This is a genomic window from Flavitalea sp. (assembly GCF_035489435.1).
Taxonomy (GTDB): Bacteria; Bacteroidota; Bacteroidia; order Chitinophagales; family Chitinophagaceae; genus DATHKG01.
The window spans coordinates 80293-107213 of record NZ_DATHKG010000096.1; the positions used below are offsets into that span (position 1 = coordinate 80293).

Consider the following 26921-nt stretch of genomic DNA (forward strand, 5'->3'; position numbering starts at 1 on the left):
GGTATAAGTAACTATAAAGATAATCGTAAGATTCACATATGCAAAGCCCTAGGCATTACTTTTTTGAAAAAGCGCTGCAGGAGTCCTGGCTACAATCCACAAATCATAAACAATATTGTAGCGTCTCGCATATGAAATGTCCAGGTTGATTCTCTCCTCAGTAGACATCTCAGCTTTCCCACGTTTTTTTATCTGCCACAGTCCCGTGATCCCTGCTGGAGCCATAAAACGCTCTACATGATCATTAGTAGTCAGAGTAGAGGCCTCATATAACGGTAACGGCCTATTCCCAACAAGAGACATATCGCCTTTTAACACATTTATCAGTTGCGGCAGCTCATCAAGACTACAATTTCTTAGTATTTTACCGAGCCGCGTAATCCGGGGATCGTTCGCAATTTTGATAAACTTAGCATTTCCTTCTTCCCCCCGACAATACTGGTTGAGATGTGCATACTCTTCAATTTTCTTGTCAGCATCAACAACCATCGAACGAAACTTATAAAACCTGAAGATTTTAAAACCGCGACCTGCTCTCAACGAGCTATAAACAATAGGCCCCCGGCTATCAATACGGATCGCCACTGCGATAAGGACAAATAAGGGAATAAGAAATACCAGGAAAATAAATGCAAAAATTATGTCAATCAGTCTTTTTAGGTGAATGGTTCTTTTTTGCCTGGATATAACATTCGCAACCTTCTCAGAGGAGATCCTGTAATTTTGTTTTGGTGAACTTGATTTTACTTTTTTTAGAAAATTAATTTTTTTCGCCAGGCTATCTATTGTTGTATTCAGGTTAACCACATCATCTACTAACTCGTTTTCCTTCAGGTAATTTATATTTGATTGTGTCAATAATTTTTCATTATAAATAATGACAAGTCTTGAAAACGCTTTCTTTTGGTTAAGAAAATTTTGGAAATGTTTCAACGCTTTTTTATCAAGAGCTAGATCTATGAAAATTACCTGTGGGTACTGATTGCGCGGTAGTTCGTCAAAGACCTCCTGACATTCCAATAATGAGTGAGTGACTATTCCGGCATGAAATATGCTCCTGAAATGAAATAAGAATTCGCTGTCGGTGCCTATGTAAAGGAAAGTTGGTTCACCAGCTCGGGATTCAGTTTTGAATTCGCCCTCAAAACGTGTCCACTTCGATGTAACTTTTCCGGGGTGAGGATAAAGTTTTGTAGTCATGGGGTAGGTGTTATTAAATTCTACGTTACGAAAAAAAATTATATGGCCAGGGTCGTGTTTTGTATTGATAGACTACTTATAAAGTCAATTACGCGCTCCGGACTAAATGGTTTATAAAATATAAGATCAACCATGCGGACTTCAGATTCAGACATCGTTGCAATCATAGAGCTTAACACAATCACTTTACATCCGGAGTAGAGTCTACTGCTCTTGATATGACTAATGAACTCGATATTCTCCTGAGTATCATAATCCAAATCCACTATTACTACATCTACTGTTGCCTTGTTCCTCAACACATGCATACCTTCCATTGCATTTTGAACAAGTACTATTGTATGTCTTGGTGCGATAACGGTTTCAAGCAAAAAATTCATTGCCTTCAGAGCACAAATGCTCAGTACTACTTTTTTCATTTATTACGGAATTATAGGGTGTCGTTTCCTAGAGCTAATACACGTAAATCATAGAAATGGAAGTAGCACTGCACTAAACGCGGCGGTTTATGCACAGAAGTTCATTCAATGGATGTGGAAATAATTCTAAACTTAGTAGTGTGGAGTTTCAAAGGTGGCAAGCGAAAACTCAGAAAAAATCTGAAGAGCTTTGGTCGAATTGGAACTCTAAAATAGAGATTTTTCGGTAAATTCAAAATATTGTCAAATTAAAATTGACCAATTACAAATTCTCTTTGAATGATTTGAGTTATTTTTTGATGTTCAAAAATGAACTGAAACATCAGCCATAATTGGATAGTGGTCTGAATATACTGACTTCGATATTTCGAAATTATTTATTTTAATTTTTTTATCTACCAGGATATAATCAAGCCTCAGGTTGGGTGAAATATTTGGAAATGTTGCACCAAATCCACTGCCAAACAAAAGAAAAGCATCATGAAGATTTTCGCTCAGCACTGCATAAGTTTCCGAATTTGGGACATCTCCAAGGTTGCCTAAAAACAGCACCGGGTAAGGGCTGTGATCTATTTTGTCCTTTACCAGATCCATTTGCATGTGTCTGTTACGATATGCGTTCCTTATTGACCAGACGGATGCTTTAGCTTTAGATGCCATTCCATTATCCCCTGATCTGAAGTAGCTGGATCTCCCTAGCTTAAAAGACTCAAGATGCGTTGTGAAGACCCGGATGTTTTTATTCTTTATCGCAATATCTGCGAACATTAGCCCTTCGGAGTGGGGAGTATTTCCAAAACTGTAGGTTGCTGAATTTACTATCGGATACTTCGAAAAAATCGCCATACCGAAAGACTTTGTACGGTCATGCATAACCGAAGTTGGAAAGAAAGCATAGTATGGGTAACCTTTCGAACGGATCGCCTCAATATTAGAAGAGTAATATTTGAGCCCATTTCCGGAAGGTTCGAAGAATTCATGGAAACACATGATATCTGCATTCTCCCTTAATATTTCTTCTAGCATTGCCTCCCGCTTACTACTTGCCAGCTGTTCCAGACTTTTCATCTGGTCCCAACGGGAAACGTTCCATGATAAAACCTTTAAGCCAGTTACATTCGCATGATTTGCCGGTGCTCTTCTGAAATAGTGAAACCCAAAGGTTGAGAAAACAGACTTCCAGCTTAATAAAAGCAAAGCCAGTAAAAGAAAACTCCACCTGGATTTTCTCAAAATGAGGAAGATGAGCAGTATAAATATTATGAAAAAAAGCCATGGAAATATAACTCCTAACACGGAAACAAACCAATAAGAACTTTGGTTTAGGAAAGGGACAGAGGCAGCGCCCGCATAAAGGACTAACACTGCGACGAAAAGAAATTTTGAAAACCGGTTGACTAAATACCTGGTCAATGAAAACGGATTAGGGTTTGTGATAATTATTGAAAGTGCTGCCTTCGGAAAATCTATTAAAGGAATTTCAGAAATTTTGAAAAAGAATTAATCTCTCAGGCAGGAAATTGGAGCTTTCGAAAAACGAAGTTATTATTTTTAGCTGATGGATGCAAGTAGCTTAAAAATACAGTTAGCGAAACAAAATACTGACTCTAAGTTTTCGTGCCAATATTTTTTCATATTTGAATATGAAAAAAATATTGGTAATGACTCGTGGTTAATACCTGGCCCGGTGGATTATAAATGGTGAATGTACAGATCTCTAAACCAAAATCTCACAAACTTTATTCAGCACAGCTTCATTCTCCTTCACAAACTTTTCGGCTACTTTAACCAGGCTACTGATGTTTTTCTCTGAAGCATTATCCATCTCGCTGATCTCATTTGGTATCTGAAAATCGAGGCGTTGATATCTTGGACTACCATTCTCATAATCAGGCAACAAGTACTTCATCGTATAATGCGTGCTTTCGGCGACGCTTCGCATAAACACATTAGTCATAAGCGGTTCGAACCAGTCTTTGTTCCGATAGTTCTGTACCTCGGAACCCTTGATGGCATTCGCTGTATATCCAGTGCCTAAGGAGAGCAAATAAAAAGGCAGATCATTATCATCAGCGGTAACTACTGCATCAAATCCTCTGTCTGGCGCTGCCAATGCAGGGTTAGTTACTAATAGTTGCTTCCAGAGTTCTTTAGCTTCACTGTAAGCAAGTATCGATGGATTATTGGCGAACACTCCTCCATCTACAAAAGCCAGGTCAGTTTCTTTATCGTATTCCAACAAGTTCGGTTTGAAATATGTTGGTGCGGCAGAAGTTGACCGGGCTACCTCCTTCAGTTTGAAATTTTCCCTGGCATCGTTCGCAGCAAGCCTTGACGAAAAATAAAAAGGCTTTCCCTTTTCAATATCATAGGTTGTTACCAATACATTAGACAAAGCATCCTTTAGCCTGGCCTCACCAAAGTATCTATCTAATAATGCTTCCATGTCAGTGGAATCATAAGGTTTGGCAAATAACTTCGCTGATATCCGGCTTAATAAATCTTTTGGGCGGTCGGAAAAAATGTCCTTCCCGAATTTGACATAAAGTTCAAGCATCTGCTCCGCGCTGAAAGAGTTCTGAAAATTCTTCTCCTGTTTCGTTAGTCCCACCGAGATGATACCTCCCGTTGAAGTACCGGCGATAAGATTAAATAATCCCGAAATCGGCGTACCGGTATTTTCTTCAATGTATTTAAGTATGATGCAGGGAATGATACCACGTATTCCCCCGCCATCAATAGAGAGAACTTTGAATTTTGGACTGGCCATTAACAAAAAGTTTATATATACAAATTAAGGTTTTTTTGAATCACAAATGCTGTGCACCTGAAATTCGTACATTCACTACATGATGAAATCGGAATGCCTTTGGGCATCAGCCTTATTTCAGGCAAACATGATCATCATGCTGAATTCAGCCTTAAACTGACCCATTGTATTGATCGGGTAAATTATTTATTCGTCAACATATCGTTTCACAATGATACTACTTCCGTCGTTTAGATCTTTGGAAGATAGAGAATAATGGAAGAGCCAGTTACGCCATATTCGTTGCCGGTATCTGCGAACACAACGGCAATGTTCACGACTGGCTACGCGAATCCTCAGCTTTTATTTTTTATTTTCGCGCATCTTTAAAAACAGCGCATAGTTCGCGTTTAAAAGTTCAGTCATCAATTCATAATAATGGAGACAATTCGCTCTTTTTACTTCGTTCCAGCCATTGCTTTCTTCGCTGCTGAATGTTTGTTTAACCATTTGCCATAGCCGCTCATGTGCGCTTCCCAATCCATAGGTATCAAAGAACTGAAATATCGCTTTTTGAGGATTTTCAAGGGATTCCGGTGATAAATACCAAAGCTCTTCCGGATTAGGTGAGTTTACATATTTTGTATTAAGCATCTTAATATCTTTAATTTTTCGCTTGTTTTTTGTCTATTGCGTATGCACTGGAAATAAGATAACGGACACATTGATAAAATAAAACAAGGTTAATCCGGTTAACCTGCCTTACTCCTTCATAAGTTATCACTGAATCGAGTAAATCAAGCATTTCAGACTCGACATATGAAGACGAAAACAATCTGCAAAAACTGCTGATTGTTTTATGAGGTTCCACAATTACCTCGTCATCAACCAACAGGGATAGTTCCGAATTACTGCTCTTTTGTTTTACCACATTTTTTCTCCATTTAGGGAGCTTCTGGCGCATGCCGCTCACAGAGAGCATGTAAAATGCTTCCACCAACTTTATCAACTCGCGACAGAAATCCATTACATCCTCACGATCTTTTCCTTCCTGATATGCTCCCTTATCGTTCGTCAGTGATAACTCAAGCCAAAAAATGATTTCATCGCGGAAATCTTTTAAATCGAAAGTATCAAAGATCTCACGAATTGATTCTGCCGGATCAGTTCCTGCTCTAATAAATAAATTACCAGACTTACTAAATCGTTCGCGCATACAATTAACTTCATTGTGAACATGCCAGATACAAATAATAACCTGGTTCAGCCAGATTGCTTTGCACGTTTTAATACATATTCCACTTCCTCTTCCGCAAGTTGCAAAGCCCTTAAACCTAAAGCCTCCCCTTCCACTACCTCAAGAAGCTGGTCTGCAAGCCACAATGTGTATAACTGATCGCGATCCGCTTTGAGTATCCGGGCAAATAAACCAATTTGCTCCTTTTTTGCTTTGCGTTCCCCTCTTTCAATCTTACTCAGCATGGGTGAATCGATCTGAAGCCTTCCCGCCACAACTCTTTGCGGGAGCTTTATTTCTTCCCGAAGCTGTTTCACTTTAGTCCCAAACTGATTTGCCATATACATTTTTCGACTTGTCACGTTCTGACAAATTTACTAAATATTTTAGTATTTTTTTATTCCTTCCCCCATATTTTTTTCCACATTCCTTTTATAATCACTTTCCATGTTTATTCTTACCGTCATTTGATCTGATGATACAAACTTTCATATTTCTTTTCCCTTTCTTTACTCGGATTCCTTCCTTTGCCAGGATATTTCGAAGTAGTGATATATTTCTTATGGCCTCATCAGGTATAGCAACGGTAATAGTTCCTTCATAACCGGTTTCGTCTATAAATGGCATTCTTGCCGGGTATTCGGTTGGCCCATAGTTAAGATGTGAGATAAGGAACCGGATTTTTTTACGGTTGAATTGAAGCTCGGTATGTTCCTCGTTTTCCATGAAGGATGAATGGGTAGTATCGTATGCAACCTTTTTTCTTTTTGCTGACATCACAAGGCGGTAAACAGGAATTTTTTTGAAGCGAATACTGGCTGTCACATTAAGATACCTATTGAGATCCTCTATGCTAAATGCAGTCATAACATCATTTTGTGTATCCACAGGTCCGGTGATTTCATAGCAAAACAGGGGGTTACCGGGGCCGGTATGCATGCTTGCTTCCGGCAAGTCAAGCAAAATTCCATATGGCTGAATGCCGGTCATGACGCTGAATAATTGAGCCATTGATAAATTGACATAAGCCTTACGCCGGTGATGTTCGGTTTTTCTCTCAAAATAAACGCTGTTCATGCCTTGTAGTTCCGCCGCAAAAAGTGACCGGAAACGAAAAGCTGCAGAGTCTCCGCCATTGCCATTTTCCAGCATTGGCCTGTTTCTATCGAAGTTGAAAATATCTTTTTTCATCCTGAACTGCACAGTTTTACCATCCAGCACTGCAGAAATATTCTTCCCGGTTATTTCATCTGTGCCCGTCGTAGCTATCAGGCGGCCCTTATGTACCCAGCCATAATGCGGGATCGAGCGGTGGGGCAACATCGCGGTGATTTCAGAATTGTCCCATATAGTTGGCAGGCCCAGCGCGCGCCCCCTTCGTTGTTTATATTTAGCCAGGAAGGAATCGATTTTGCCGGGTGAATCACTAACGTTGACGAGAACTATCTTAAGGTCGTTTGTGTAAGTTTTTTGGAGCGAGTCGAGTTTCGGAAAACCGCCGATACAGGAACTGCACCATGTCGCCCAGAAATCAAGGATTAACAACTTGTTCTGATAATCGGACAGATTAATAACGGAATCAATGTGGTTAAGTGCATTAGCTTTCGGAATAGATGGAAATTCCTCGCCAATTGCTATGGCCTTAACTTGTTGCGATGATGCTGAAATAGAAGACAGGGATATCAATGCAAAAATCGTAATGCGCAGCATAAGTATGATGAGTTGGAGGATGTGATAAAATGGATAAAAAAAGCGGAGCTGCGGAACTGTCTTTGCGGAGAACAAAGTTGAGCCGGCGAAAAATTGCGTCCAACAACCTATAATTGTTAATTTAGAGCATTCGTTATAATTTCATTCAAAAACGAATAACCTGACAAATGTCTGAAAGCTATCATCTGGATACCAAGCTAAAAATATTACGAGTCAGCCGGGATTGGTCGCAGGAATCCGTTGCGGAAAAATTAGGTATATCCCAGGCTGCTTATGCAAAGCTGGAAACAGGGGAGACGAGATTAACGGTTGACCGTGCAGGACAGCTTGCGAATTTGTATGAAATTGACCCGGAATTCTTTTTTGCAACGGACCGGGTGATTAATTATAATAGCGGTAGCAATAGCCATGGCGGCCTCTTTAACACAGCCACCTATAACAATGGTATTACCCGCGAGCTCCTGGAAAAACTTTTAACTGAAAGAGACGAAGTCGCTAAAACACTCCAGGAAGAATTAGTGGCCGCCCGCCAGGAAAGAGCTGAAATCGCCTTGCTTTTAAAAAAACTTATCGAGAAACTTTAGCTGTCAGAAAACAGGAAGTGGCTGACAATAAAGGTTAGCTTATTCTGATAACGTACCAGGAAATTCTACTTCCTCAAACTTAAGATGGATTAGAATCTGTCGAAGCAGATTTTCCATTTCGGCAAGACGGTTACCGCCGACACATGAACTGGCCTCATTGATATAAGAGTGAATATATCCGCTATTGCTATGACTTGCCGTACCGCAGTTTATATTAATGATGATATTTTCCTTTATAGCAAATGCTTCGATCGGCAGCGAAAATAGATCTGCCAGGCTTTCAAGTGTAACTGAATTCGGAATGGCCCGCCCTTCTTCCAGGTCTTGATAATGTTCGGTTGAAATTCCCAGGTAGGCCGACACCTGGTCAACGGTAAGATTCCGGCGCTCGCGCAACTGTAAAATCAAGCCTTAATCAGATTTTAGGTTTAGCTTTTTTCGGTTTACGCTTCTGGGCAACTATCATGTTTTTTCGGACAAACCGAAACATGACCTCAAAATCAACCTTAAAGAAATTTGCCATTGATTCTATTTCCTGCAAGGTGAACCGGCCCGGATCAGCAATTTTTTTACTGAAGGCGTAAAATTCCGAGCCTATGATCGTTTGCAGATTCGTCTTTGCAACAGTAGCAAAAATTTCCTGGAAGCTTTCAATTGAATTAGAATTTAGACTGTTCTTAACTGCATTAATTTTATAAACTCCCTCCTGCGTTTCATAAAATGCAAAAAGAGAAGAACGGTTTTTTTTGGCCATCTCTTGAGATTCTTTCGGAATTTAAGGCCACGAAAAGTAATATGAATCATTTACTTACAATGATGATAATAATACTTTCATTTACAAGTAAAAGGGTTCTGATTAAAATAGTATATTTATGTCCTACCCACAGTTACATGAAATTAAATGCACGACTTTATCAGAATGGTCCTGACTCGCATGAGAAACATGCCATGTTCCGCATGCTGTTTGACGACCTCTATAAGAGCCTGTGCATTTATGTATTTAATTTTACACACGATGATCAGGTTTCGGAAGACATCGTTGTTGACACTTTCGTAAAGCTTTGGGAAGACTATCATTCAATCAGAAACCAGGCTGCAATGCGTGCGTGGCTTTACCAGGTAAGCCGCAACAAATCTTTAAACTGGTTAAAATCCCGCCAGCTAAAGCATAAAAAAGAAGAAGATTTCGCCAAAATGCAAAGTAGTTTTTCAGCAGATATATCATCTCTGATTATTCATGCAGAAGCGGTCGCCGAATTGCATAGTCTTATTGACAAATTACCGGTACAATGCAGCCGTGTTTTTACCAAACTTTTTATCGAAGGCAAAAATATCCGGGAAACAGCTGTCGAACTTAATGTATCGGTCAACACTGTAAAAAGCCAGAAGAACAGGGGTTTACAGTTACTTCGCCTTAAACTCCGCCCGGTCCTTTTGTTTCTTTCTCTTTTATTTCTACAAAATATGCTGCCGCTTTGACCCAAATGAGATGATTGATTGTCTTATATGTGGTTGTAGTGTTGCCGGCCAAATAGCATTATCTTAATATAATGAATAACGAAGATTCTCTTGTGAATGATGAAGGTGTACCCGGACATGAAAGATCACAGCGTATCGCTTATCTGGTAGCCGGTTATCTTGAAGAAAATCTTTCGCTTTCAGAAAAAACAGAACTTGACAACTGGCTGAAGGAAAGCGAAAGCAATCAACGGATATTCACCGACCTAACTGATGTGAAAAAATTAGAGAGGCAGTTCCGGTTCACTGACCAGTTAACCACAACAGCAGCATGGGATAGGATTAGTGAAGGTGTGAATGAAAAACAAATACGTCGGATAGCAACATGGCGATATGTCGCAGCTGCCACACTGGTGTTCCTGTTAGGCTTTGTAGTTATAAAATTGCTGAACTTATCTTCCTTGAAAAATGAAAAACCCGTTGCATTCGTCCCCGCCCCCGGGAAGATCAACCCGGGGGATATCGGTCCGGGCAGTAACCAGGCTATCCTACAATTGGGAAATGGAAGTATTATAACGTTAACGGACAGTGTAATTCAACCTATCGCTGCCGGCGTTTCTAACGTAGAAGGACAGTTGATTTATGAACACCCGGCAAAAGGCTCAGCGGGTGAATGGCACACGCTGAATACTCCGCCTGGCGGAGGTTATATGATTACGCTGCCTGATGAAAGTAAAGTCTGGCTCAATGCGGCTTCGTCACTTCGGTATCCACCGGTATTTACCGGCAAACAACGAAGAGTTGAACTCAGTGGCGAAGCATATTTTGAGGTGAAACACAATGGCAAAATGCCCTTTGTTGTTGAATTGCCAAACAATACAGAAGTCACTGTGCTTGGCACCAGCTTTAATATAAATGCTTACCATGACGAGCCGGTGTTGAAAACGACTCTGATTGAAGGAAAAGTACGGGTCGCCTCCTCCATTACCAACGCGGAGTTGACAATTGAACCTGGAGAACAGGCAGCTATTACCCGGAACGGAAAAATGAACAGGGTTTTCCTGCCCAATGCCGCTGATGAATTAGCCTGGCAAAAAGGTTATTTCGAATTTCACGACCAAACAATTGAGTCGATAATGCGGACGGTCGCCCGGTGGTATGATGCAGATATTGTTTATGAGTTTAAGCCTCGATACCATTTCAATGCAAGCATCCGCCGTAATGTCCCGGTGTCTAGACTTCTTGAGATGCTTCAAAAAACCAAGAGGGTGCATTTTGAAGTCGTAGACAGAAAAATAATAGTAAAATCCTGAGAATCTTCGAAAACATTTTTTAATCTAAAAGTTATAGCCTATGTAAGCATGCGCCATAACAAAAACCGCTTCGTAATGCGGACGAAGCGGTTATTTGGGCCAATAAAATTTTTGCCTGGAACTGTCATTCCTACACAATTTCTTTCATCAAACCAAACTAACCAAAGGTATGCAATTAATGTATCACCTCGTTGCGCCACTGTGCTTCCCAAACCATTTTTTTAACGGTTCAGTCACCAGAGATATGAAATTATCTCTGGTGCTGATAACGGTCATCAGTCTTTGTTCCTGGACTAACGTTAATGCTCAGCGTATCACCCTGTCGCTGAAAAACGCCTCAATCGAAACAGCGTTTTCTGAAATCCGGAAACAAAGTGCATTCCGGTTTATTTACACCCGTGAAGAGCTTTCGAATACCAAACCTGTTACTGTTGAACTTAAAAATGCCAGCATCCAGGAAGTGCTTATGAGTTGTTTTAAAGATCAGCCACTCTCGTACACCATCGTTGATCAACAAGTAATCATTTCAGGAAAAAAAGAAGATTTTTCTGCTAAGAAAACTCTTGAAATCAGTGGCAAAGTTACAGGTGAGGATAACCAACCTCTTGCCGGGGCAACCGTTATGTTTAAAAGTTTCGGCCGTACGACCTTCACAAACGAAAAAGGTGAATTTTTATTCAACAATGTGGAACCCGGCGCAGTAATTATCATCACGATGATTGGCTATGAATCAAGGGAACTCATTATAAGGGATGATAAGCCTTTACAAATTGCCCTGAAGCTGTTGGTTAGTGAACTTGAATCTGTCAGCGTAAGTACCGGCTACCAGGTGTTGCCGAAAGAAAGGGTAACCGGGTCATTTGAAAAAGTAGATAACCAATTATTTAATCGTAGCATAACAACGAATGTTTTGGAAAGGCTCGAAAACATAGTGCCGGGATTGCTTTTTAATAAAAAGATCGGCACCCCTAATAGTACCAGCATTAGCATCAGGGGCATCAGCACATTGGAATCAGATCAGCGGCCACTGATCGTTCTCGACAACTTCCCCTACGAAGGAGATATTAATAATCTCAATCCAAACGATATAGAAAGCATTACGGTCTTAAAGGATGCGCCGGCGGCTTCGATCTGGGGCAGCAGGGCAGGAAACGGAGTTATAGTCATAACTACCAAAAAAGGAAAGTACAATCAGCGGCCAAGTGTTAGCGTTAATAGTAACGCCACCTGGATTGAAGAACCCGAACTGAACTATATACCAAAGTTTCCTGCAAAAGATTTTATTGAAGTTGAAAGCTTCCTTTTTAACCAGGGGTTTTACAATGGCGATCTTAACAACCGGACTTCCTATCCCGTTATCTCTCCAGCTGTAGAAATTTTTAATAAACGGCGAAGTGGGCTTATCAGTGTAACTGATTCAGCAGCACAGATTAACGCTCTTCTGGGAAATGATATCCAAAAAGATTATTCCAAGTATTTGTATAGGGAAGCATTGAACCTGCAATTGGCAGCAAGCATTTCCGGGGGAGGCTCTAATACGAATTATCTTGTTTCACTCGGATACGACAAAAACCTGGCAAACCTCGTGGGTAACGAGAATCAACGTATAACGATCCGGTTTTCAAATGATTTCAGGATTGGCAAAAAGCTGGATCTTCAGTTTGGTGCGATTTTGTCACAGCAATTTGCGGAGACAAATAGCCCGGGCGGTGAGATAGCGGCCGGTGGTGGAAAAAGCGCATTATATCCCTACGCGAAACTGGCAGATGAAGGCGGTAACCCGCTGGCCGTGGAAAAAAATTACCGGATGTCTTTTCTTGATACTGTCGGAGGTGGAAGGATGTTGGACTGGAAATATCGTCCATTGGCTGAACTGGCGCTTGCTGATAACCGGACAACAGGTTTTGATGCACTTCTGAACGCCGGAGTAAAATACCAGGTAAACACCTGGCTGAGCGCAGAGGGAAAATATCAGTATCAGAAGGGATTTTCACAAATTGAAAATTACTCGGGCTCTTTAACCTATAGTACAAGATCATTAATAAATACATTTACTCCCCGCGGGCTTTCAACAACAAATTCCGCAGTTCCCAATTCCGGTATTCTACGCAAAACTAATGGTGAATTGGTAGCCCATGCGGTTCGCGGCCAACTTAATGTTAATAAAAATTGGAAGAATGAACATGAAGTAGTAGCGATCGTTGGTGCCGAAATTCGGGAAACGAATAATGTGCAGGAATTTGAAACGACTTATGGATATGACAAGGACTTATTAACAAGGCAAAATGTCGATCTAATAAATCTGAAGCCAACATATTTCGGTGCGTCTACAAGAATAACCAACAACGCTTCATATAACGATAAGACCAATAGGTTCGTCTCGTTTTACGGTAATGCAGCTTATTCATTTAAACGCCGCTATTCGATTACTCTAAGTGGAAGGCAGGATGCGTCTAACCTATTCGGCACTACCACTAATAATAAATGGAAACCGTTGTATTCAGGAGGACTTGCCTGGACCATTTCGAAAGAACCATTTTTTCAATATAAGTTGTTTGACTTTTTGAAATTGCGGGCTACCTACGGATACAGCGGAAATGTAAACAATACTATTCCGGCTATACTTACTATTGTTTCTACAACACCAAATGCCGACACTCGTTTGCCTGCTTATAATATTAATAATCCTCCAAACAAATCTCTGCGCTGGGAAAAGTCCAGGATTGTAAACATTTCCATGGATTTTTCCATACTGGCGAACCGGATCCAGGGATCAATGGAGTTCTATACAAAAAGATCAGTTGACCTGATTAGTCCGGTTTCAGGCGACATCACAAATGGTTTCAATAATGTAATCATGAACAGTGCTATTTTAGCTGGTCGTGGGATCGATATAAATATTACTACTTTAAATTTTCGAAAATCTAAATTTGCCTGGAACACTAATCTGATCTTTTCTTATAACACGAATAAGACCGATAAATACTTATTTGTACGGAAAATTACTGATTACCTGTCCGTTGACATAACCCCCATAGAAGGGCGAAGAGCATATTCGGTCATCAGTTACCAATGGGGAGGACTAGACCCAAACACCGGTCGTCCGTTAGGCGTATTAGACGGCAATATATCAAACGCGTATACTGCAATTTTTAACCAATCAACTGAAGATAATCTAATATTTCACGGCTCATCAAGACCGGAATATTTTGGGGCTCTCAGGAATAGCTTTATTTATGGAAAGGCCTCCTTATCTTTTAATATTTCCTACAAATTAGGGTACTACTTCCGTCGTCCCAATCCCATTAGTTATTCCTCGTTGTATTCAGTCTGGGAGCAAACTGCGTACACGGACTACCAAAACAGGTGGAAGTCAAAAGGCGATGAGAACAGGACAAATGTTCCCGCTGCTACCTATCCTGCTGATCAAAACAGCGATAATTTTTATAGATATGCTGAGGTGAATGTGCAAAAAGGAGATCATTTCAGGTTTCAGGATATTAATTTTTCTTATTCATTTGACCGTTCCAATTTCAAAAAAAGCCCATTTGAAAGCATCAGGGTGTACGGCTATGTGAATAATCTGGGATTAATATGGAAAGCTAATAATGCCGGCCTTGATCCGGATTACGGCACACCACCACCAATTAGTTTCGCGGCAGGCATTTCAATTAACTATTAACACAACAATTTATGTCAGGAAGAATTTCATATTGTGCATTCTTATTAATTTTTCTGGTTGGCTGTCAAAAGTTTCTCGACAAAAAGGCGGACAAATCCAGGTTTATCCTTTCAAAAGTTTCAGAACTCCAGGGATTATTCGATAATGCTAACACTTACGCACAAAATCCGGTCTCAGACCTACTGGCTTCCGATGACTTATATTTCACAACTGAAAATTACAATAGCATTTTTTCCCAGTTAGCAAAGGAAATTTATTCCTGGAATCCAAATGCAAATCTATCGCAGGAATGGGCCTTTTGCTACCAAAGAATATTTAGAATGAATGTGATTCTTGAAGAAACTGAAAAGCTTTCCTCAGAAGGAAATGACAGGGCATTGTCGGAGATCAAAGGATCAGCCCTATTTGTCAGGGCCCTGGCCCATTTTATGGTGGCACAGCTATTCGCTCCATATTCATCCTTTGATGGGCCAGATAATGAATTCGGCATTCCATTAAAGTTAACTGCGGACATTGAATCTGTTACAACAAGAGCGACTCTTAAACAATCATACAAAACAATTATCGATGAATTGAAAATAAGCGCCGGACTGCTACCGGATACCGGCTTATTCAAAACCCGGCCCGGAAAGGCTGCTGCATATGGGCTGCTTGCTAAAATCTATTTGAGCCAGGGAGATTATCAAAGTGCCGAAAAGTATTCGGACTCGTCCCTACAGATATATAAAGCACTTATGGATTACAATGACCAGACACAAGTTAACATCAATGCTGAATCACCCTTCAAAATAATGAATAATGAAGTAACATATCATTCAACCTCAGATTACGGATTACATATGGAAAACTGCTATGTTGATTCAACCCTTGTTTCCCTTTATGATTCCAACGATCTTAGAAAATCAACTTTTTTTGCAAAACAGGGTTCCGCTTATAGATTCAAGGGTTCTTATGCAGGTACCAGTGTCACGATATCCTTCACCGGACTTTCCACTAATGAAACTTTTTTAATAAGATCGGAATCAAGAGCCAGGAATGGAAATATTGTTGGAGCTATGGAAGATTTGAACAGCCTGCTGGTCAAGCGTTGGAAAAGTGCCCGTTTTGTTCCCCGAATTGCTACCACCCAAAGTGAAGTCATTAAGACGATTCTGACGGAAAGACGCAAAGAACTGTGTTTTCGACCTGGAGTCCGGTGGACTGATCTTCGCAGATTTAATGTAGACGGACAATATGCAATATCATTAACACGTGTCATCAATGGAAATCGCACTGATCTACCACCGGGTGATCCCAGGTATACCTTTCTGATACCAACCGCAGTCGTTTTGCAAAATCAAATCTCACAAAATCCAAGATAGGAAAGCCGCTAGTTATAACGACTTTCCATTGCACTAGTAAGGTTTTCCTTTTATTAGCGGAGAACCAAAGTCAGGCTTCGTATCACCGCCATTGTACAATGCAGTATGCAAATCACTGGAGGACGGAATTATCGGTTTATCATCTAAATCTGCTTCTGCCTCAATAGAACAAAGCATATTTTGTGATGGGGTGCATACAGGCGTGGTTACATCGTAATTGTCCCGATCTAAGCGCTCAGCAGGATCAGTAGAACTGAAGTGTGTGTAGGAAAACCACAACGTCGTCGGTCTGGTAACAAACGCGCTAAACACCGAAACACCTACTGCTAAAACAGGAATTAAAAGCTTTTTCATAATATAAAATTTAATTTAGATGTGCCTACTGATTTTAAGGGGTTTCGGCTTTCCCCTTGAACCGACGGATGCCTCCGGAAGCCCTTGATTTATTGCAATAAATGTTTTTGTTTCAGATGTGATACAATGCCTGAGATTGCAACTAATACGAAAGCAATGTTAAACAATAAATGTTGTTTCCAGCTTAATTGCCTTAATACACCACCGCAGTTGCAAGGCAACGAATAACCACTCATCACAGCAAACAACAGATAAATAGTGAACACCGACATCAGTGCCAGGGAACAATAAAGGCCCAACACCCTCAAGGCAGGTATCAATAAAACAAAGGAAATAATAATCTCTGAAACGATGATCGAAGGTGCAAGAATAAACCCCTTGCCCTTCAGCAATGGCATTATATCCATTGTGGCATAAAAACTACGGTAATCCAGCAACTTACTCACCGCAGTATAAAGAAACAACACAATAAATAAGCTAGCCGCGGTATCCGTAAAATGGCTGATAAAAAATTTCTTCATCGCAGTAAAGGTTATAACCTAAAGTTCGGGTATACCTTTACGTGAATCCAAATAAAGCTGTTGTCAGTTTGGTATAAAACAAGGTGAAAAAAGGAATTTATTTGTGTTAATCTCCGTTCCGGAACTTTTCCGGGGAAACTTTAACGACTTTTTTAAATGCTTTTGAAAACTCTGCAGTGGATGAATAACCGCATTGTTTTGCGGTGACCTTAACCGACAGGCCGCTTTTCAAAAAACGTTTGGCCTGCCGCATCCTTAACCTTACCAGGTATTGATATGGTGATACACCAAATATCCAGGGAAAATATTTTTTCAGATAACAGGCGTTTGTATTTGCCCGACGCGCCAGTTCTGGCAGGAGATAATGTTTCCGGATATTTTCAGCAATCAACTCCTCGACTGCGTAAATGTTATTCAACACATCCTGACCAGGCGATTTATAGGCCTGATCTTTTTCGAGATGTGCAAATAGATTTACCAGGAGCAGTTCAGCATTTTTCTCATTACGCGGCTCATGCAAAATATTTTCAATGATCAATTCTGTTTCTGCACCTGCAGCCCTCGGAGCCGATATCAATATATAGGGCCGGGCCGAAATTCCTACCTCGAAAAACCGCGCCGCCGTTGGATAAAATGGCAATAGCCGGTTAACCATATCCAGGGAAAAACAGGCGTCGAAACTGCTGTAAGCCCTGGCACGCGGATACTGAATTCTTGCTTCAAGCTTGTTTGCCAGTGCCATCGAAAACTGACCCTCACGGATATAAATATCATCTGCATTTTTGAAGTCATGGTTGATATGACTTTCCAGGACAATCCGGGTATATAGCCCTTCCAACGAACAACGTCCCATAACCGTTAATGGTGTCAGCAAATCAACCACACTATACTGAAAACAAAAATCCGGGTTGACAATGCTTTGAAAAGTCAGGCGACCGAATTTGCCTTTTGCAGAAGCAATAACCGCTTCTGGCATACTGACGCCCGCAAAGCCAGCCGGAATATAATTTTCAAACTGCAGGGGTTCATTTGATAAGGAAGTCCATTCAATCATGTGCGGTGATAAGATAGCTTGGCTATATCCACTAATATAAAGTAAAAACGGAAACGCCTTATGGTAAAAAGGTAAATAATGATAAATTTTATCACCACTTCCAACCGTTAAAAACCCATTGTCAATTCAACCTGAAATTGTATATACGTTGGTAAAGGCAGGATTCGACGACTTTCCACTTTTCAATATGGATGACTTCATGAATTTTCGGATAAATTATTGGTCGCAGTCCATAACTTTGAGTTTTAACACCGGGGCAATCAAATAAACCTGTTCGTTTGTTTGAACATCCACCACAAATAATTTTCAGGAGCTCATCTATGCTTTCTACTCATCACCTGGTTTTTCTGGAGGTTGCCAGGCAACGAAGCTTTTCGAGGGCTAGCCAGGTACTGTTCATTTCGCAGCCCGCAATCAGCAAGCACATAAAGTTTCTTGAAAACTATTATAAGTGCAGACTGTTTGAACGCAAAGGCATCCAGATCCAGATAACACCGGCCGGCAAATTACTAATGGAACGTTTGCTTTATGTTAAAAACATACAGGAAGAAACCGAATTTCAGATAACCTCAATAAGCAACGAAATCGAAGCAAAAGGAACAATGAAACTCGGCGCAAGTACCACTGTTGCACTTTATATTCTGCCCCGGATTCTATCAATATTTCATAAAAAATTTCCACAGCTTGAGATCAGCCTGCTTAACAGGAATTCCGAAATAGTGCTTGCCGCCCTGATTGACCAGGAAATTAATCTGGGTATAGTTGAACAACGCAGCAAACTCACTAACATAGTTTATCATCCTTTCATCAATGATAAAGTAATTGCTGTCTGCAACAAAAATAGCCCCATCGCGAAAAAAAAATCGTATCCTCTCAGCGCTATAGTTAATATGCCCGTAGCCTTGCGTGAAAGAGGAAGCGGAACACTCGATGCGCTGCAATTCAGTCTCGCAAAAAACAAGATATCTCTCAACCAGCTAAATGTTAAAGTGAGACTTGGTGGTACTGAAGCATTAAAAAATTTCCTGGTCGAATCGGAACTTCTCGGTTTTTTGCCAAAACGTTCGGTTCTGAAAGAATTGGCTGACAAGACATTAACGGAAATAAACTTTGAAGGATTAAATATTGAAAGAAATTTCTATTTCATCCAGCGCAAGGGCGAAAGTAGTGAATTGACCAAAGCATTTATCAAAATCGCCAAGACTTATCATAACCTCAGGTTATAGGTTATAACCATTTTGTATTTATTTAGTTATATAGTTTGAGTTACTTTTGAGGTGAGAAATCTACTATATGAAAATCAAACTACTATCGCATTTTAATTCAATTTATCCCTCGTTACGACAATTTCGTTCGGCGAAAGAAAGTATACTGGAGCGACTTACACTTTGTAATGGAACCATGCCGGAACTCACGGAGGAAACTTTAGAGGAAGAAGAATCTGAAATAGCCGCTTCAGCTGGCTCTATGTTATGCCCGCAGGCCCATGCGAGTTTTATGGGATTGCGTAAACTGATCGAAAAAGATTGGTTTGAAAGCGAAGGATTTTTGCACTCTACAAATATTCTTACCAGCTACAAGTTTTCCTGCTAGCCAAAGATTTAAGCCAGTAATGCAAATCGAAAGTAGCAATTATTCCCGTTGAAATCTTAAAGCAATGATGGCAAGTAATGCGATCAGCAACGTAAAAAATATAGCGATTCCAACAACCATCGCGAACTTACTATTCAGAGGCAGAAGCTCTAAAGGCTTTCCTTCTACAAGGCTGCCAGCCCAAAAATAAGGCATGACCTTTTCGCCAGTCGCAGTCTCCAGATATTTTAATTTGGCTTGTTGCAAGGCAACATCTACTGGCAAACCTTTCCTCAGCAACTGATAAAACAATTCGTTTAACTGGTAAGTTGTTTTACTGTCAACCGGCCACAGATTCACAATAGAAGTCGGAATACCTATGGCCGCAAAAGCCCGGTTAAAGCTAAACACGCCTTCTCCTTTATAAAACTGACCGAGTCCTGACTCGCAGGCGGCCAGAACAATCAACAAGGTTACTGGCCGTACTGAAACCATCACGTCATTCAGATAAAGTAATGAGTCTGCGAAGTAAATAACAGGATCTGCCCGCTGCCCCCTGGCATCTGCATGCGTATATAAGTGGACAATCTCGTATTTATAAAAGTTATCCAGAAAATTTTTCTTTGTGGCCGCATTCGAAAACATACTGGTATACTTAAAGCCTTCAGCCAGGTTCCTCACAGATAAATCACTGCCTGCAAGTTCACTTACATTCAGACGCCCGGAATATTGAACAGGTGCCACTCCCAGAAGCTGGGGATTTGAGATTGATTTTGCCTCAATAGAACTGTCCGCAAGATAGGCGGCCGAGTATACATAACTGATAGCATAATCCTGCACCAAATACCGGTTTTGCCCGTTCGTTGTAGTTTTTACGAGAGCTTCAAAAGGATAATGATTCGAGCCGGGAGAAATCATGATTCTGCCGGGGGAAATCTCATCATGGCCAAACACTAATTTATAAAGGGCATTTGCATTGCGCGACCATTTTTCAAATGCATCGGTATAGACCTCCGGTTTAATCAACCCTTGCTGAAATTCCGCCACAAGACAGTCATAGCTTTTTTTCGCAATCTTCTGGAATAATATTTTATGTCCAATGAACTTCAACAAATAGACCGCGGAATCGCCGTCGAAAATGTTTATATATGCCTGGTGAGTTTCAAGAATTTTTTTTACAGTTTTTAAAGCTGCAGCTGACTCAATGGCTAATCTATGATCATGCATTAAAGATTCGGTGCCGGTGACGGGCAATCTCAAAAGATATTCTTTTTGTTCAAGCTCAAGAACCCTCCTTTGTAATGCGGTATATGCAGGATCATCCCTGTTTGTCTGTGAAATACGATCGTTAAGCGCTTTAATTTCAGCCCGGATGGTTGTCTTAATTTTCAGCTCTGCAGGTTGCATTGCACGTGTTTCACTGATTTGATCCTGTAACAAAATCGCCCTGCTTTTTTCGAGAAAATACAAGGCGGCAGTTTTATCATCTAATAAATAACTGGATTCAATCGCACGCTCATATAGATATACAGTTTGCTTACGCCAGTATAACTTGGAATCCAATGTACGATATTCATTTTTCAGCCGGGAAAGCAACTGATCCGCGCGCGCATAAAAATCAATCGCAGTGTTTAGCGATCTGCGATCCTTGTATAACATCCCGATTCGCAAATAAACATCAGCCGTTGAAATCAACAGTTGAATGGCATATGGCGCCCGCTTTTCTAATGCGAAAGTCAGTAAAAGACCAGGCATCTCTTTAATATTAGGGATATCAACGCCTAACAAGCTGGATGCCTTATCAATATACTGCAGCGCTAGATTTGGATTATTCGCTTTTAGATATGCCTTCGACATGGTATTCAAAATCGAAACAGAATCTATCTGAACTGCATAACGTAATGCAAGTTTGCTATATTTTAGACAAAGATCAGGGCGATTAAAATATTCCAGATGAGTTTGCCCAATGATTTCATAACACTCAGCCAGGCCCTTTGCATATTTTTCTTTCCTGTGATTTTCAATAGCAATTAAAAGCGAAGCTATAGCCGAATCCGGTTTATTACGAAGTAGATATAAATCAGCATTTATACCCTGTAAAGTGCCCAGTAACCCAATCGTGCGAAGTTTTTCGTGCTCTTTTAAGGTGTTGTGAAGTATTTCCTGAGCTACCTGCAATTCCCCCAGGTACATGTGCGCCTGTACCTTATAAAAGATTATTGAAGTAGCTCTGTGGAAACTACTATTATCATGGACATATTTCTTTATAATCGCCTCCCCTAAATCAGCATAGCTGATGCAAGCCCTATAATCACCTTTATTATATAACCATGCAACCTGTTCTTCTATAAGCAGTGAAGTATTGTAATAGCTGGTATTCATTTCCTTGTCCACCGAAATACAGCTGTCCACCATATTCATCTGCATTGGATATTGATCCAGCGAATCGTAACAGGCAACCATCAGGTAAAAGTTCTTCGCGAGTTGCACCAGGTTTTCTTCCTTTTCATCCATCATTTTCCTAAAAAGTACTCTGACTTTTTCGGCCCATTCAATTGCATTTTTATATTCTCCCTTGTCATAATATATAACGCTGATCATCCGTTGAACACGCCCTTGAATGTAGGTGCCCTGAATTGCTGTATGAGAAATAGCAGAGTCAATGGATATCCATTTACTTAAATTTTTCAGACTCCTTGCGCTATCAGCTGAAAGCTGTTGTAAAATACAATCACTGTCTATGCAATGCACGGACAGTGATTGTGAACTTGCCGGATTACTTAACAGAAATGTTGCCAGGAACCAGATATAGTTTATTATCCGTTTCAATTTTCAAGCTCTTAATTATCACGCTCACACATTAATTATAATCGCACTGCCATCCTTCAAAATCATATTTTGATTTAAAGTTTGGACGTGGGCGTGGACATTGTGGCGGAGTATGACCGGTATCATCCGTTCCTGCTTCCAATGACATCATTCTCGGAGCGGCCCTGGGCGCCTCACCAGCCTGGAGGGATGAGTCAGTCTCGAAGGATGACCTGGTATAACCATCCTCAAGGATTCTCACCGTATAGTATTGAACTTCAAGTATATTTTCTCCTTCAATAATTATTTGGTCATACGTATAACCAAGTTTGTATTTTCCAGCGAATCCAAGTTTGTCAACATGATGTTTTTGCACTTGTGCTGTAATTTTTTTAATTTCCTCATTAAGTTTTTTTGTGTCATTAAACTCTTCCGGAGGGTCTACGGTCAAATATAGCCTTCCCCATTTTTTGACATTTGAATCTGTTGCACATGACCGGCATTTTCTACGGGAGACCAATACCCCGGCGACAAAGGATGCCAGACCAACGGCAATGAGAGAAGTGGTGCTTGTCTTTACAGGCATAGTGAAAAGGTTTAAATAATATATAATAGAACGTTACCAGTTCTTGAGCCAGGCTTCTGCAATCTCACTATGTGTTTCTTTGTTTTTGACAACGTTCTGCAAAATTTCTTTTGCCTGATCATTGTCTCCTGGTTGGTTTCGTTTCATCAGGGTGATAGCCGCATAAAAGTTTCCGGGGTTGGAATTTAGTCCCTGTACAGAAGACAGGTTCTGGAAATATTGAAATGCCTTTTCATAGTCTTTAAGCATAAGAGCCGCAATACCCGCATATTCGCGTGCTTTGACATCTGTAGGATATTGTTTCGCGATGTTTTCAAATATAGCTAAGGCCTCCGCATATTTGCCCTTATCGTTAAACTGCTTTCCCATAGTCATGCTATCTGCTGTTGTACCCATGGGAACACCTAAAGTCTGGAATTCTTCAGATATGAATTTATCAGCCATTTGCTGGGGCGTAGGACTCTTGGTATACAAATATCCACTCACTAAAACCGCACTAAACACAGCTGCGGCAATTGCATACTTCCAGATCTGGCGGATAACCGCACCTTTTGTTTTGGATGGAGCCAGCTGATCCGCAACGACCATCTTCGAACTATCATAGACCTGGCGGAAACGTATTTTCTTTTCTGCATTTAACTGATCCTTCACCGTTCCTACCGAACTCATATAAAAAGCCACCTCTTTCGCAAAATCAGGATCATTTTGAATTGCCATCTCGAATTCCCGGGCCTCGACCGCATTTAATGTACCCTGGAAATAATTTTCGATTTGTTCGAGGCTCTGTGACATATTATGTGTTTTTGTATGATTGCCTTAATTTCTCAAGACAACGGATCCTGCTGGTTTTCGCCACCTCACCGGTTTTGTATTCAGCAATTTCCGCAATCTCCTTATCACTATATCCTTCAGCAAATAAATTGAGAAGCTTCTTGCATTTTTCACCCAATAACTCCAACTGATGCTTCAGTTGTTCGATATCCGATCTTTCAATTAATTGTTGAATTACCGGTTTCGCTGTGTCAGAAAGCTGCATCATCATATCATCAATGGCAGTCGTTTGGTGAACGCTCATTTTATTTGTCGTCTTTTTACGGATAAGGTCAACACATTTATTATGAAATATTTTGTATAAATAAGTCTTAAGGCTGGAACGGTTCTCGAAGAGTCCTTTTGTAATGGTATCAATAGCGGAAAGAATTGAATCGGCGTACGCATCAAATGATTCTTCTTCTGTGATAGAATATTTGTGACTGCCTTCGCGGATGAAATATGCATACTTTCTGAACAGATGGTCTTCTGCCGTTCGCCGTGGAACCCCGTCCAGACGGAGGTTCCGTGTTATTTCAAAGTCTTGATCATTCAAAGGGGAAGTAAAGGATGGCATAAGTGTTCCTCCTTATAGAAAGATATGTAAAAATGCGTATAAAAAAAAGTTGTGTTTTCTGTTACCCTTATGTTTCCCATCCACGACCAAATAGTGCAAGCCTGCTGACAAACACTAAAAGGAAACCGCAAAGGAATCTGCCAAAGTGTTACCAGAAAGCAGAAACTCCGGGAAGTTAACACCTGAATGCTTTAAATCCACCATCCTCGCCACAAAATTTTAATCATCTTACAAATCTTAAAACAATGAAACCTATCTTAGTAAGGTTACTCGCCTTCCTGTCTCCGCTCGCTTTAAACGAAGCAGCAATCGCACAGAATTCAACTCCGCTCAACTTTACTCCCGGGAATGTAAACTCAGCAGCTGCGCCTTATGCGGCTGCCGAAGCGGATCTCAAATCCCTGACAGAAATGAAAACTTTATCACCAAAAATGTATGAAAGATTCACCCGTGACTTTAAATCAGCTTATGACATCAGGGTCTTTGCTAATAAGAATGGTAAGACCATTCAAATCAACAGCAAGACTGATGGTGACATGAACAGAACCACCTACACAAGGAAAGGAAAGTTCCTGAATAACATCAAACATTATGATTTCGCCAAACTTCCTGCTCCTATCGCAGACATGGTAAATGATGCCTATCCAAGGTGGGAGATTTTTGGGGGTGTAGCTGAAGTGACAGTTATGAACAAGGTCGCACACCTGGTTCTTATCGAAAACAAAAAATCATGGAAACGTTTGAAAGTAGTAAACGGTGAGATCGAAGTTTACGAAGAGTTCGACAAATCAGTTGATCAATCTTTTAAAGAATAACAACATTGATCATCTGCTATCCCACTCCCTTCTGAAAACAGATCGACCCTGGAAAGCTTATCATTTTAGCGCAAAGCTAACCCTTAAAGCGCTGACCAACTTTGAACACTGACGTTTCCTGTTAACCTCTGTCACCCTCTTTTTACATCCCGCCTTAACCACTGAAAGGCTGTGTCATAATCATGATCCAGCCTTTCTTTATTAAACCAGGTAAGGGAATTAGTACGGGTATATCGGGGTTTTATCTAAATTACCTGTTCCAACTTAACCACTTTTGTTATCGCCCGGGTGGCTGCACTTTTCTTTTTCTTCCTTCCCCTCCAGATAATAAAACCCGTGACGGGCAGACTCGCAGCTATAAGGCTTGCAAAAAAAGCAAGGAACTTTCCAGGTAAGCCAAGAATAGCACCGACATGCATATCATAATTCATACGGACAATCTTATCAGCCATTGGTGCATCAGCAAACTTCCCTGCATAACTACCAACTGCGACCAGCTCCTTGCCTGTATACTGATCATAATGAAAATAATCATTCGTGTAATAGGTTCCGGGTTTATGATTTATTACCACTTCAAGAGGATCTGTTGGGAGTGATGCGAAATAGACAGATATACTTTCATTTTCTTTTAAGCTGCCGCGGTGCTCACTCCACAGATGATCGGCCATATTTGCATAAGCTGCAGCCTTTGTCGTTTCTGAAACCGGGTGGGCATGATCTACCATTGTTTCTCCCCCGCTGCTGATCCAGTAAACTGACCTTGCGAACCACTGGAAACCGAACACAAGGCCGGTAATTGCCAAAAATATAGCAACCCAGGTCACATAAAAACCGAGCACATTATGAAGATCATAATTTCGTCGTCGCCATTTTGCATTCCACTTTATACTGAACCGCTGCTTACGGGCAGCTTTGTTTTTCGGCCACCATAAAATGATCCCGCTGATCATCATCACTAAAAAAATAAGCGTAGCGGAAGCCGCAATTGGTTGACCGATTTTTTCTGGTAACCATAGATAATAATGACCATCAAGAACGATCCGAAAAAAGTCTTCGTTCATGTTTTTATGCTTCAATACCTCTCCACTATATGGATTCAGATAGACGAGCTCATAATGTGTTGAATCGTACCATGCCGCGATTGCTGCCTTGTTTGAACCAGGATATTCCACACCCAGTGCATTACCAGATGATAATTTTTTGTCTGCTATCGATTTCAATGCAGACGGGGACAAAAGGTGACCAGTTTGAGATTTTAAATTTTTGAAAGGTTCAGTGAGATTTCGGATCTCAACTTCAAATGCAAGCAAACAACCGGTTACACCCAGGATAACTATGATCAAACCGGATGCAAGCCCCAGGATTAGATGAAGCTTCCTGATAAATATTTTAAATGTCATCCCGGGTCTGGCTGTTTGATTGACCCGATCGGATGATTTAGTAGCTAATCTTGTCAAGTTTCGATCGTATTGATTTTATGATATTGCCGATATATTATTAATCGTTTCGACACTAAACACAAAAATATTGTATCCGGTTTGCAAAACCGTTTGCTATCGGGAAACCTGTTTACGAAAAGGGAAATTTTATCTGGATGAGTTCATTGGGTCAAAACCGTTGATTTTTTTTGATTTCAGCTCAGTGCCGGACACGGAGACTGCTCTCAGATGTTAGTTAGCTGTTTTGTTTTTATCGGCCCTCATAATAACTGCAATCCCCGGTTTAATTTTCACCAGTTCATTAATAAATTCACGTTTGTCCTTTGGAGAAACAAGTATGCTGTCCTTGCCCCTTAGCTTAATTTCAAGCCGGTCAAGTGAAGTAGCAGGCGCACTTAAAGGATTAAAAGTCTCCTTTATAGAAACAATATCATCTATATTAACTTCCTTGTCTATCAGGAACCCGCATTTGATTTTGAGGATGTTTCCATTTATTTCATAATAGGTGGTAAGAAAAACATGCAGCACAAAAATCATGACGAGGAATATGATTAGCACCCCTATCCAGTTTTTACTGGCAGAAGATAACATTAACCCCGCAAACAATAAGACAGCTACCGGGATAGCTAATTCAGGACCTATTTTAGATTTGAAATGACTCATAATGATTCC

27 protein-coding genes are annotated in these 26921 nt (G+C 40.6%); 8 read left to right on the top strand and 19 right to left on the bottom strand.

The window, feature by feature from the left end:
• Positions 1 to 48 precede the first annotated feature (48 nt).
• From VK664_RS15815 to VK664_RS15850, 8 genes are all read right to left on the bottom strand, one after another.
• Complete coding sequence (locus VK664_RS15815) at positions 49 to 1200, bottom strand: sugar transferase (protein WP_461399653.1); 1152 nt, start codon at positions 1198 to 1200, stop codon at positions 49 to 51.
• 38 nt (positions 1201 to 1238) lie between these two features.
• Positions 1239 to 1619 (bottom strand): response regulator, encoded by a 381-nt coding sequence (locus VK664_RS15820; protein ID WP_461399654.1) that lies wholly within the window; start codon positions 1617 to 1619, stop codon positions 1239 to 1241.
• Positions 1620 to 1922: 303 nt separating this feature from the next.
• A complete protein-coding gene (locus tag VK664_RS15825; RefSeq protein WP_461399655.1) occupies positions 1923 to 2852 on the bottom strand; it encodes an endonuclease/exonuclease/phosphatase family protein in 930 nt (309 codons plus the stop codon).
• 484 nt (positions 2853 to 3336) lie between these two features.
• On the bottom strand, positions 3337 to 4389 hold the full coding sequence (locus VK664_RS15830; protein ID WP_461399656.1) for a patatin-like phospholipase family protein: 1053 nt from the start codon (positions 4387 to 4389) through the stop codon (positions 3337 to 3339).
• Between the two features lie 342 nt (positions 4390 to 4731).
• On the bottom strand, positions 4732 to 5022 hold the full coding sequence (locus VK664_RS15835; protein ID WP_461399657.1) for a hypothetical protein: 291 nt from the start codon (positions 5020 to 5022) through the stop codon (positions 4732 to 4734).
• 10 nt (positions 5023 to 5032) lie between these two features.
• A complete protein-coding gene (locus VK664_RS15840) occupies positions 5033 to 5584 on the bottom strand; it encodes a hypothetical protein (RefSeq protein WP_461399658.1) in 552 nt (183 codons plus the stop codon).
• Between the two features lie 47 nt (positions 5585 to 5631).
• Positions 5632 to 5946, bottom strand: a complete 315-nt coding sequence (locus tag VK664_RS15845) for a helix-turn-helix domain-containing protein (protein WP_461399659.1) — start codon at positions 5944 to 5946, stop codon at positions 5632 to 5634.
• Between the two features lie 97 nt (positions 5947 to 6043).
• Positions 6044 to 7315: a TlpA family protein disulfide reductase gene (locus VK664_RS15850; protein ID WP_461399660.1), complete on the bottom strand. Its 1272-nt coding sequence runs from the start codon at positions 7313 to 7315 to the stop codon at positions 6044 to 6046.
• Positions 7316 to 7482: 167 nt separating this feature from the next.
• Between VK664_RS15850 and VK664_RS15855 the strand changes: the two genes are divergently transcribed.
• Positions 7483 to 7899 (top strand): helix-turn-helix transcriptional regulator, encoded by a 417-nt coding sequence (locus tag VK664_RS15855; RefSeq protein ID WP_461399661.1) that lies wholly within the window; start codon positions 7483 to 7485, stop codon positions 7897 to 7899.
• Between the two features lie 39 nt (positions 7900 to 7938).
• Here VK664_RS15855 and VK664_RS15860 read toward each other — a convergent pair whose 3' ends face one another.
• Both VK664_RS15860 and VK664_RS15865 read right to left on the bottom strand, forming a co-directional pair.
• Positions 7939 to 8307, bottom strand: a complete 369-nt coding sequence (locus VK664_RS15860) for a helix-turn-helix domain-containing protein (protein ID WP_461399662.1) — start codon at positions 8305 to 8307, stop codon at positions 7939 to 7941.
• A 7-nt stretch (positions 8308 to 8314) separates the two neighbouring features.
• The gene (locus VK664_RS15865) at positions 8315 to 8653 is read right to left on the bottom strand and encodes a hypothetical protein (protein ID WP_461399663.1); all 339 of its coding nucleotides are present in this window, start codon (positions 8651 to 8653) and stop codon (positions 8315 to 8317) included.
• 137 nt (positions 8654 to 8790) lie between these two features.
• Here VK664_RS15865 and VK664_RS15870 point away from each other — a divergent pair, with 137 nt between their 5' ends.
• The 4 genes from VK664_RS15870 to VK664_RS15885 all read left to right on the top strand — a co-directional run bounded on the left by VK664_RS15870 (position 8791) and on the right by VK664_RS15885 (position 15713).
• Positions 8791 to 9378 (top strand): RNA polymerase sigma-70 factor, encoded by a 588-nt coding sequence (locus VK664_RS15870; RefSeq protein ID WP_461399664.1) that lies wholly within the window; start codon positions 8791 to 8793, stop codon positions 9376 to 9378.
• Between the two features lie 71 nt (positions 9379 to 9449).
• The gene (locus VK664_RS15875) at positions 9450 to 10670 is read left to right on the top strand and encodes a FecR family protein (protein WP_461399665.1); all 1221 of its coding nucleotides are present in this window, start codon (positions 9450 to 9452) and stop codon (positions 10668 to 10670) included.
• Positions 10671 to 10914: 244 nt separating this feature from the next.
• The gene (locus VK664_RS15880; protein WP_461399666.1) at positions 10915 to 14352 is read left to right on the top strand and encodes a SusC/RagA family TonB-linked outer membrane protein; all 3438 of its coding nucleotides are present in this window, start codon (positions 10915 to 10917) and stop codon (positions 14350 to 14352) included.
• Positions 14353 to 14363: 11 nt separating this feature from the next.
• Entirely contained in the window at positions 14364 to 15713 is a 1350-nt protein-coding gene (locus VK664_RS15885) for a RagB/SusD family nutrient uptake outer membrane protein (protein ID WP_461399667.1), read from the top strand.
• Positions 15714 to 15746: 33 nt separating this feature from the next.
• Here VK664_RS15885 and VK664_RS15890 read toward each other — a convergent pair whose 3' ends face one another.
• From VK664_RS15890 to VK664_RS15900, 3 genes are all read right to left on the bottom strand, one after another.
• On the bottom strand, positions 15747 to 16067 hold the full coding sequence (locus VK664_RS15890; RefSeq protein ID WP_461399668.1) for a hypothetical protein: 321 nt from the start codon (positions 16065 to 16067) through the stop codon (positions 15747 to 15749).
• 89 nt (positions 16068 to 16156) lie between these two features.
• Positions 16157 to 16588, bottom strand: a complete 432-nt coding sequence (locus VK664_RS15895) for a MauE/DoxX family redox-associated membrane protein (protein WP_461399669.1) — start codon at positions 16586 to 16588, stop codon at positions 16157 to 16159.
• 106 nt (positions 16589 to 16694) lie between these two features.
• Positions 16695 to 17642: a helix-turn-helix domain-containing protein gene (locus tag VK664_RS15900; RefSeq protein WP_461399670.1), complete on the bottom strand. Its 948-nt coding sequence runs from the start codon at positions 17640 to 17642 to the stop codon at positions 16695 to 16697.
• Positions 17643 to 17920: 278 nt separating this feature from the next.
• Here VK664_RS15900 and VK664_RS15905 point away from each other — a divergent pair, with 278 nt between their 5' ends.
• Both VK664_RS15905 and VK664_RS15910 read left to right on the top strand, forming a co-directional pair.
• Positions 17921 to 18868 carry a LysR substrate-binding domain-containing protein gene (locus VK664_RS15905; protein ID WP_461399671.1) on the top strand — a complete coding sequence of 316 codons (948 nt, stop codon included), beginning with the start codon at positions 17921 to 17923 and terminating at the stop codon, positions 18866 to 18868.
• A 67-nt stretch (positions 18869 to 18935) separates the two neighbouring features.
• Entirely contained in the window at positions 18936 to 19235 is a 300-nt protein-coding gene (locus VK664_RS15910; protein ID WP_461399672.1) for a hypothetical protein, read from the top strand.
• Positions 19236 to 19274: 39 nt separating this feature from the next.
• Here VK664_RS15910 and VK664_RS15915 read toward each other — a convergent pair whose 3' ends face one another.
• The 4 genes from VK664_RS15915 to VK664_RS15930 are packed head-to-tail and all read right to left on the bottom strand — an operon-like array spanning position 19275 to position 23974.
• A complete protein-coding gene (locus VK664_RS15915) occupies positions 19275 to 22043 on the bottom strand; it encodes a CHAT domain-containing protein (RefSeq protein ID WP_461399673.1) in 2769 nt (922 codons plus the stop codon).
• A gap of 31 nt (positions 22044 to 22074) precedes the next feature.
• Entirely contained in the window at positions 22075 to 22608 is a 534-nt protein-coding gene (locus VK664_RS15920; RefSeq protein WP_461399674.1) for a hypothetical protein, read from the bottom strand.
• A gap of 33 nt (positions 22609 to 22641) precedes the next feature.
• On the bottom strand, positions 22642 to 23400 hold the full coding sequence (locus VK664_RS15925; protein ID WP_461399675.1) for a tetratricopeptide repeat protein: 759 nt from the start codon (positions 23398 to 23400) through the stop codon (positions 22642 to 22644).
• Position 23401: 1 nt separating this feature from the next.
• Positions 23402 to 23974, bottom strand: coding sequence for an RNA polymerase sigma factor (locus VK664_RS15930; RefSeq protein ID WP_461399676.1), 573 nt, complete (start codon positions 23972 to 23974; stop codon positions 23402 to 23404).
• A 266-nt stretch (positions 23975 to 24240) separates the two neighbouring features.
• On the opposite strand from VK664_RS15930, the gene VK664_RS15935 reads away from it, so the two are divergent.
• A complete protein-coding gene (locus VK664_RS15935) occupies positions 24241 to 24810 on the top strand; it encodes a hypothetical protein (RefSeq protein WP_461399677.1) in 570 nt (189 codons plus the stop codon).
• A 245-nt stretch (positions 24811 to 25055) separates the two neighbouring features.
• Here VK664_RS15935 and VK664_RS15940 read toward each other — a convergent pair whose 3' ends face one another.
• Together VK664_RS15940 and VK664_RS15945 are read right to left on the bottom strand one after the other, a co-directional pair.
• A complete protein-coding gene (locus VK664_RS15940) occupies positions 25056 to 26210 on the bottom strand; it encodes a PepSY-associated TM helix domain-containing protein (RefSeq protein ID WP_461399678.1) in 1155 nt (384 codons plus the stop codon).
• Positions 26211 to 26480: 270 nt separating this feature from the next.
• On the bottom strand, positions 26481 to 26912 hold the full coding sequence (locus VK664_RS15945) for a PH domain-containing protein (RefSeq protein ID WP_461399679.1): 432 nt from the start codon (positions 26910 to 26912) through the stop codon (positions 26481 to 26483).
• Positions 26913 to 26921: the final 9 nt, after the last annotated feature.

What these genes read in the sequence shown, in the direction of transcription:
- VK664_RS15815 (WP_461399653.1), bottom strand. Translation starts at nt 1,200, where the DNA reads ATGACTACAAAACTTTATCCTCACCCCGGAAAAGTTACATCGAAGTGG.
- VK664_RS15820 (WP_461399654.1), bottom strand. Translation starts at nt 1,619, where the DNA reads ATGAAAAAAGTAGTACTGAGCATTTGTGCTCTGAAGGCAATGAATTTT.
- VK664_RS15830 (WP_461399656.1), bottom strand. Translation starts at nt 4,389, where the DNA reads ATGGCCAGTCCAAAATTCAAAGTTCTCTCTATTGATGGCGGGGGAATA.
- VK664_RS15835 (WP_461399657.1), bottom strand. Translation starts at nt 5,022, where the DNA reads ATGCTTAATACAAAATATGTAAACTCACCTAATCCGGAAGAGCTTTGG.
- VK664_RS15840 (WP_461399658.1), bottom strand. Translation starts at nt 5,584, where the DNA reads ATGCGCGAACGATTTAGTAAGTCTGGTAATTTATTTATTAGAGCAGGA.
- VK664_RS15845 (WP_461399659.1), bottom strand. Translation starts at nt 5,946, where the DNA reads ATGGCAAATCAGTTTGGGACTAAAGTGAAACAGCTTCGGGAAGAAATA.
- VK664_RS15850 (WP_461399660.1), bottom strand. Translation starts at nt 7,315, where the DNA reads ATGCTGCGCATTACGATTTTTGCATTGATATCCCTGTCTTCTATTTCA.
- VK664_RS15855 (WP_461399661.1), top strand. Translation starts at nt 7,483, where the DNA reads ATGTCTGAAAGCTATCATCTGGATACCAAGCTAAAAATATTACGAGTC.
- VK664_RS15865 (WP_461399663.1), bottom strand. Translation starts at nt 8,653, where the DNA reads ATGGCCAAAAAAAACCGTTCTTCTCTTTTTGCATTTTATGAAACGCAG.
- VK664_RS15870 (WP_461399664.1), top strand. Translation starts at nt 8,791, where the DNA reads ATGAAATTAAATGCACGACTTTATCAGAATGGTCCTGACTCGCATGAG.
- VK664_RS15875 (WP_461399665.1), top strand. Translation starts at nt 9,450, where the DNA reads ATGAATAACGAAGATTCTCTTGTGAATGATGAAGGTGTACCCGGACAT.
- VK664_RS15880 (WP_461399666.1), top strand. Translation starts at nt 10,915, where the DNA reads ATGAAATTATCTCTGGTGCTGATAACGGTCATCAGTCTTTGTTCCTGG.
- VK664_RS15885 (WP_461399667.1), top strand. Translation starts at nt 14,364, where the DNA reads ATGTCAGGAAGAATTTCATATTGTGCATTCTTATTAATTTTTCTGGTT.
- VK664_RS15890 (WP_461399668.1), bottom strand. Translation starts at nt 16,067, where the DNA reads ATGAAAAAGCTTTTAATTCCTGTTTTAGCAGTAGGTGTTTCGGTGTTT.
- VK664_RS15895 (WP_461399669.1), bottom strand. Translation starts at nt 16,588, where the DNA reads ATGAAGAAATTTTTTATCAGCCATTTTACGGATACCGCGGCTAGCTTA.
- VK664_RS15900 (WP_461399670.1), bottom strand. Translation starts at nt 17,642, where the DNA reads ATGATTGAATGGACTTCCTTATCAAATGAACCCCTGCAGTTTGAAAAT.
- VK664_RS15910 (WP_461399672.1), top strand. Translation starts at nt 18,936, where the DNA reads ATGAAAATCAAACTACTATCGCATTTTAATTCAATTTATCCCTCGTTA.
- VK664_RS15920 (WP_461399674.1), bottom strand. Translation starts at nt 22,608, where the DNA reads ATGCCTGTAAAGACAAGCACCACTTCTCTCATTGCCGTTGGTCTGGCA.
- VK664_RS15925 (WP_461399675.1), bottom strand. Translation starts at nt 23,400, where the DNA reads ATGTCACAGAGCCTCGAACAAATCGAAAATTATTTCCAGGGTACATTA.
- VK664_RS15935 (WP_461399677.1), top strand. Translation starts at nt 24,241, where the DNA reads ATGAAACCTATCTTAGTAAGGTTACTCGCCTTCCTGTCTCCGCTCGCT.
- VK664_RS15940 (WP_461399678.1), bottom strand. Translation starts at nt 26,210, where the DNA reads ATGACATTTAAAATATTTATCAGGAAGCTTCATCTAATCCTGGGGCTT.
- VK664_RS15945 (WP_461399679.1), bottom strand. Translation starts at nt 26,912, where the DNA reads ATGAGTCATTTCAAATCTAAAATAGGTCCTGAATTAGCTATCCCGGTA.